The sequence below is a fragment of the Nocardiopsis halotolerans DSM 44410 genome (assembly GCF_000341065.1).
In the GTDB taxonomy this organism is placed as follows: Bacteria; Actinomycetota; Actinomycetes; order Streptosporangiales; family Streptosporangiaceae; genus Nocardiopsis; species Nocardiopsis halotolerans.
On the sequence record NZ_ANAX01000203.1, the window covers coordinates 1 to 4,714 of the forward strand.

The 4,714-nt window shown below is 69.9% G+C and carries 3 protein-coding genes; all 3 read right to left on the bottom strand.

The annotated features are described in order from the left end of the window. Positions 1 to 498: 498 nt before the first annotated feature. Positions 499 to 1,887, bottom strand: a complete 1,389-nt coding sequence (locus D455_RS0115645) for a glycine--tRNA ligase (protein WP_193789440.1) — start codon at positions 1,885 to 1,887, stop codon at positions 499 to 501. 176 nt (positions 1,888 to 2,063) lie between these two features. Further along, the gene (locus D455_RS0115650; RefSeq protein ID WP_017571654.1) at positions 2,064 to 2,372 is read right to left on the bottom strand and encodes an antibiotic biosynthesis monooxygenase family protein; all 309 of its coding nucleotides are present in this window, start codon (positions 2,370 to 2,372) and stop codon (positions 2,064 to 2,066) included. A gap of 102 nt (positions 2,373 to 2,474) precedes the next feature. Continuing rightward, on the bottom strand, positions 2,475 to 4,714 hold a 2,240-nt coding region (locus D455_RS0115655), incomplete at its 5' end, for a CDP-glycerol glycerophosphotransferase family protein (protein ID WP_017571655.1).

Here is a 4,714-nt window from a genome sequence, read left to right on the forward strand (position 1 = left end):
CTCGACAGGGAGCCTGGACCGCGCTGCTGCGTCGCCGTTGGTGCGGCCGTCGCCGACCCTCACCACCGGGGACAGCACCGCTCCTCGGGACTGGAGGACCCACTCGCCGTTGGTGCCGCTATCGCAGCAGAGCCCGGTCACCCAACCCCATCAGGCGTTACTCGCCACCTGTCCCACCTCGCGGCAGCTGGCGCCACCGCAGCAGAGGCCCACCATCCCCGAACCCCAACCGTTGACCGCCCTCCGACAGTGGCTCCCACCGTTGGTGCCAACGTCGCCACCGCCACCATCAGCGGCCCGGCCGCTGGGCACCTACCATGGCACTCACTCTTGTGGGCCACTGTGGGCCGCGTTCTTCGGGTGGTTCGGGTGGTTCGGCTCGCCGACTCGTCGGCCCATCGGCCCATCGGCCCGTCAGCGATCATGACAACGGCGCCCCTCACCCCTGCCGGGGCGGGAGGCGCCGTTGTCATGTCCGGGGACCGGAACGGACCCGCTCTAGCAACCGGGCAGGCGCTCGAACAGGTAGGTCTCCACCCGGTCGAGGGACACGCGCTCCTGGGACATGGTGTCGCGCTCGCGCACGGTCACCGCGTCATCATCCAGGGTGTCGAAGTCCACCGTCACGCAGAACGGGGTGCCGATCTCGTCCTGGCGACGGTAGCGGCGGCCGATCGCACCGGCGTCGTCGAACTCCACGTTCCAGCGCTTGCGCAGCCTGGCGGCCAGGTCGCGGGCCTTGGGCGACAGGTCGGTGTTGCGCGACAGCGGCAGGACGGCCACCTTGACCGGGGACAGGCGCGGGTCCAGGCGCATGACGGCGCGCTTCTCCATCTTGCCCTTGGCGTTGGGCGCCTCGTCCACGTTGTAGGCGTCCAGCATGAACGTGAGCACCGCCCGGTCGACACCGGCCGCGGGCTCGATGACGTAGGGGATGTAGCGCTCGTTGTTCTCCTGGTCGAAGTAGGACAGGTCCACGCCGGAGGCCTCGGCGTGCGTCCTGAGGTCGTAGTCGGTGCGGTTGGCGATGCCCTCCAGCTCACCCCACTCGGCGCCCTGGAAGTTGAACCGGTACTCGATGTCGACGGTGCGCTTGGAGTAGTGGGACAGCTTCTCCTGCGGGTGCTCGTACAGGCGCAGGTTGTCCTTGGCGATGCCCAGGTCGACGTACCACTGGTGGCGGACGTCGATCCAGTGCTGGTGCCACTCCTCGTCACTGCCGGGCTTGACGAAGAACTCCATCTCCATCTGCTCGAACTCGCGGGTGCGGAAGATGAAGTTGCCCGGGGTGATCTCGTTGCGGAACGACTTGCCGATCTGGCCGATGCCGAAGGGCACCTTGCGGCGAGCGCTCTGCTCGACGTTCTTGTAGTTGACGAAGATGCCCTGGGCGGTCTCCGGGCGCAGGTAGGCCAGGCCCTTCTCGTCCTGGACCGGGCCCAGGTAGGTGCGCAGCAGGCCGTTGAACATGCGCGGCTCGGTGAAGGAGTCCTTCGCGCCGCAGTTGGGGCAGGCGATCGCGGACAGGCCCTCGGCGGGCTCGTGTCCGTGCTTGGCCTCGTAGGCCTCGATGAGGTGGTCCGCGCGGAAACGCTTGTGGCAGGACTGGCACTCGGTGAGCGGGTCGACGAACGCCGTCACGTGGCCGGAGGCCTCCCAGACCTCGCGGGCCAGGATGACGCTGGAGTCCAGGCCGACGATCTCCTCGCGCTCCTGCACCATGGAGCGCCACCACTGACGCTTGACGTTGTTCTTGAGCTCCACTCCGAGGGGGCCGTAGTCCCAGGCGGCGCGCAGACCCCCGTAGATCTCACTCGAGGGGTAGACCAGACCTCGGCGTTTGGCGAGGTTGACCAGTGCGTCCATTGCCTCTGACTTGACGGCCATGGGTGACTCTCCATCCGGCTGGGTGTCGGTGGATCGCGTGCGCGATACATCGTTGGGTGTGGAACGCGGTACGCCGGAACCAGGGAGTGGCAACGGTGACGACCGCGTCCACCCAGGCTAGAGCACCCGGCAACCGCACACACACGCTTTCGGCCGTGCCCCCGGTCCCAGGACGCTCACTCCGGGGTTCTGGCCGTGGCGTCGTCGCCGTCCAGGACCTCGAACGCGGTGGGCTCGTCGATGGCGCGCGAGAGCAGCGGCACGGCCCTGACCTTGACGTCGAAGTCGGACAGGGCCCGGCGGTAGAACCCGGCGCCGTCCCACTCGGTGACCACGGTCCACAGGGACGGGTCGTCCGCGGCGCGGCCCACCCGGTGGCCCCGGAAGCCGGGACGGTGGGAGAGCACCTCGACCGCGGCGGCGGCGTCGGTCTGGAAGGCCGCGGTGTCGGCCTCGGGCACGGAGTAACGGGTGATGACGATCACGGACCCATTGTGGCCCACTCCGGAGGCGCCCGGACGACTGTCCACAGGCCTTCCCGGTTCCGTCCCCCGGGGACCGCGTGGCCCCCGGGGCGCCGGCCCCGCTCACTCCCGCCCGAAGACCCGGTCCACGACACGGGCCGCGGCGTACCCGTCGTCGAGCGGACAGAACCGCTCGACGAAGGCCCGGTAGGAGGCCTCGCTTTCGCGGGCCACCTCGTCGATGTCCAACAGGGCGCTGATGACCTCGTCGGACTCGGTCAGCAACGGTCCCGGCGCGGTCTCCTCGAAGTCGAAGTAGAACCCGCGCAGGTTGTCCCGGTAGCCCTCCAGGTCGTAGGTGAAGAAGAGCATCGGGCGTCCGGTGTTGGCGAAGTCGAACATCATCGACGAGTAGTCCGTGACGAGCACGTCGGTGATGAGGAAGAGCTCCATGATCTCCGGGTACAGGGACACGTCGTACACGAAGTCCCGGCCCACGATCGGCACGCTGTCCACCACACGCGGGTGCCGCCGCACCAACAGCACGTGGTCGTCGCCGAGCTTGTCGTACATCCGGCGCAGGTCCAGGTGCAGGTCGAGCTTGTGCCTGCCCCGCGCGTAGTACTTGTCGTCGCGCCAGGTCGGCGCGTACAGCACCACCTTCCTGCCCTCGGGCAGGCCGAGCCGCTCGCGGGTGCGCCGGGCCACGGCCTCCCGGTCGGGTGCGAAGAAGACGTCGTTGCGCGGATAGCCGGTCTCCAGGATCTCGCCCTCGAAGCGGAAGGCGCTGCGCAGGATCGGCGTCGCCCACGGGCTCGGCGAGACCAGGTAGTCCCACTGCCGCGTCTCCCAGGCGAGCTTGTCGAAGTAGTCGCGCGACTTGCCGCGGATGTTCTCGATGTCGAAACCGATCCGCTTGAGCATCGAACCGTGCCAGGTCTGCACGACCACCTGGTCGGGGCGTCGGTGGAACCACGCGGGCTGCCGGGAGTTGGTGACCAGGTAGCGGCTGCGGGCCAGGGCCTCGTAGTACTCCCGCCCCCGGTGGCGTACCGGGGACAGGTCGTCGGGCAGGCGTACCTGGCCGTCGGCGACCAGCCACGACATGGGGTAGTCAGCCCAGCGCTCCCGCCCGCGCAGCTCCGCGTAGACGCTCTGCGGGCTGTCCGAGTACTGGCGGCCGGTGTAGGTGTCGAAGAGGACGCCCTCGGTGACCGGCTCGCGGCGCTGGGCCGGGTAGTACCGCTCGCGCAGTTCGCGCTGGGCGAAGGTGCCGCGCTCGGCGGGACGCAGATCGGTACCCACACGGAGCACGGGGATACCGTGCCCCTGGTAGGAGAGGGTGTAGGCGCGTTCGCTGGTCTGCATCTCCAACGGAAGATCGGTGATGAGGGCGTCGGAGAACTCCACGCCCACGTCGACCGCGACGGCTTCGGCGACGCCCTCCTCGGCGGTGTCGCTGACCCGCCCCCACAGCTGGTAGGTGCCCGTGGGCAGGGACAGGTTCCCCGACAGGGTCGGAACGTCGGCGGGGGCCAGCCGGGCCGTGAACCGTTCCCCGGAGCGCTCCACCGCGAGGGAGTGCTCCTCGTCGCGACCGCGCGCCTTGGCCACCAGGCGCAGATCGGTCCCGGTGGGGAACTCACCCTCCAGCAGCAGTGCGCGGCCCTCCCAGCGCGCGCCGTGGACCACGGGCCGGGCGTGGCCCGCCCGCAGTTTCAGGTGGCCGGTCGTGGTGCGCAGCACGGCCAGTTCACGGTGCCCGTCCTCGGCCGTGTAGGCGCTGGTGACCGTCTCGTCGGGCAGGATCAGGGGAAGGGCCTCCCGCTCCGGGGTGAGCAGGTGGGCGTCCCACTCCTCCTGGCGGATCATGCCGCCGCACTCGGCGACGCCCCGGTCGAAGAGTTCGTCGGCGGGCACACGCACGGTGAGGCGGTCGCCGTGGACGGAGACCGGATAGGTGAGGACGGCGGTGCCGGGGCGGCGCGTCAGGCGCAGCTCGGTGGCCCGGGCCGCGGCCCCGGACACCAGCTCGCCCTCCAGTTCCAGGTCGCCGGTGCGCGGGTCGAAGCGGTGGCCGACGGTTCGCACGCGGACCGGTTCGACGCTGACCACGAGCTGGCGGTCCCTGTTCCAGTGCGGGCGCATCCACATGTCCGTGTCCAGCTGGTGGTAGCCGGGGCGCTCGGGTGGGCCGGAGACGGGGTTGGCGACGAGCCTGCGGCGGGTGATCCCGCGGTTGAGGACGACCAGTTCCAGTTTCCAGTCGCCGGGCTCCCAGCCGCCGGAGGAACGCAGTCGGCGGGGGTCGAGGATGACGGTGAAACCCCCGTAGTCGTGGCGGGCGGCGTCGATGACGTCGG

Coding starts and splice junctions, on each gene's coding strand:
- D455_RS0115645 (WP_193789440.1), bottom strand. CDS start 1,887: ATGGCCGTCAAGTCAGAGGCAATGGACGCACTGGTCAACCTCGCCAAA.